This window comes from Idiomarina sp. UBA4206, assembly GCF_002383015.1.
GTDB classification, from domain to species: domain Bacteria; phylum Pseudomonadota; class Gammaproteobacteria; order Enterobacterales; family Alteromonadaceae; genus Idiomarina; species Idiomarina abyssalis.
In genome coordinates, this window is the sequence record NZ_DFTS01000059.1 from 34,087 (window position 1) to 35,125 (window position 1,039).

At 47.9% G+C, this 1,039-nt stretch carries 2 protein-coding genes; one reads left to right on the forward strand and one right to left on the reverse strand.

Annotation, left to right across the window (positions count from 1 at the left end; all coding sequences use genetic code 11):
- Positions 1–192, reverse strand: a 192-nt coding sequence (locus B3180_RS12125; protein WP_286844805.1) for a YqcC family protein, incomplete at its 3' end; no start/stop codon positions are given.
- A gap of 93 nt (positions 193–285) precedes the next feature.
- On the opposite strand from B3180_RS12125, the gene B3180_RS12130 reads away from it, so the two are divergent.
- Positions 286–1,039: DUF3549 family protein (locus tag B3180_RS12130; RefSeq protein ID WP_286844808.1), on the forward strand; the 754-nt coding region annotated here is incomplete at its 3' end.

Here is a 1,039-nt window from a genome sequence, read left to right on the forward strand (position 1 = left end):
GTCGACCAGAGACCACATCCGCGGCAACATAATAAATTGCAGCCACTGATGAAACTCCAGCGTATCAACGGCAAAAGGCTGCTGACTTTCCAAAGCCTGCACGGGAGGCTGGTGAGACTGCCATAAGCCAAGACTGTTCAGTTCGCGCTCTATTCTATCAAGTAATCGAGCGGCTTTCTGATACTGCTCCATATCAGACTCCGTTACCACATCATTGTATAAACCGATATAATGGCGCCATAGTGATTTAATACGCCTTAAAATTCAAGCAAAAAGGGAGCGCCTGTGTCAGAACCGACCATCACCACCTTGGGTGAGTTTTTGCAAGCCGGCCAAGCAGAGTACAAAATTTTTGATATTGGCAGATGCCTTACTGAACTGTCTCAGGATGACTTTGCTGCTATTGAGCACCAACAACGTCCTTACCCCTACCCGATAGCCAGACAGGCTCAACTGGCGATATTGTTTCAGCATAAACAGCATGATCAGCAGCCTTTCATCTGGTTTTTGCAATTCCCTCTGGATGAGCGTGGGCTTTTAAATTTAGCGGCACGTAATCAATACCTTGAATATGTGGTTAACGCATTAGGCCACGAAATTACCGGTGAGATGACCGAGGAGCAACAAAAGCAACTGCAGCAGAATCCTTATTTACTCACTCCGAATGAGCATCAGCGGGCTGCGTTGCATGCACGGGTTCAGCGTCAGCTAAAACTGTCACCCTCAATTCACTTTGAAACAGCTGAAGCCTATTTAAAACACCCAAAAGCTGATATTGACTGGCAGCAAATTGGCTTACAAGGCCTGCACGACTGTGCAGCCCGATTAGAGCAACTGCCGGAACTGAGCGAAGCCATAGCAACACATTTTTCGACTTACCCTAAAGCGGTAAGGCAGCCGCTCGCCGTTGCCCTTGAACAGCAAAACATCACGCCACGACTACGAGATTCATTACTTGAGTATGTTAAGAGTAATGATGCACTGCTTTGTACAGACAGCCTGAGAGCGTTAGCTTCCGTTGCGGCTCACCCGCGCGTAC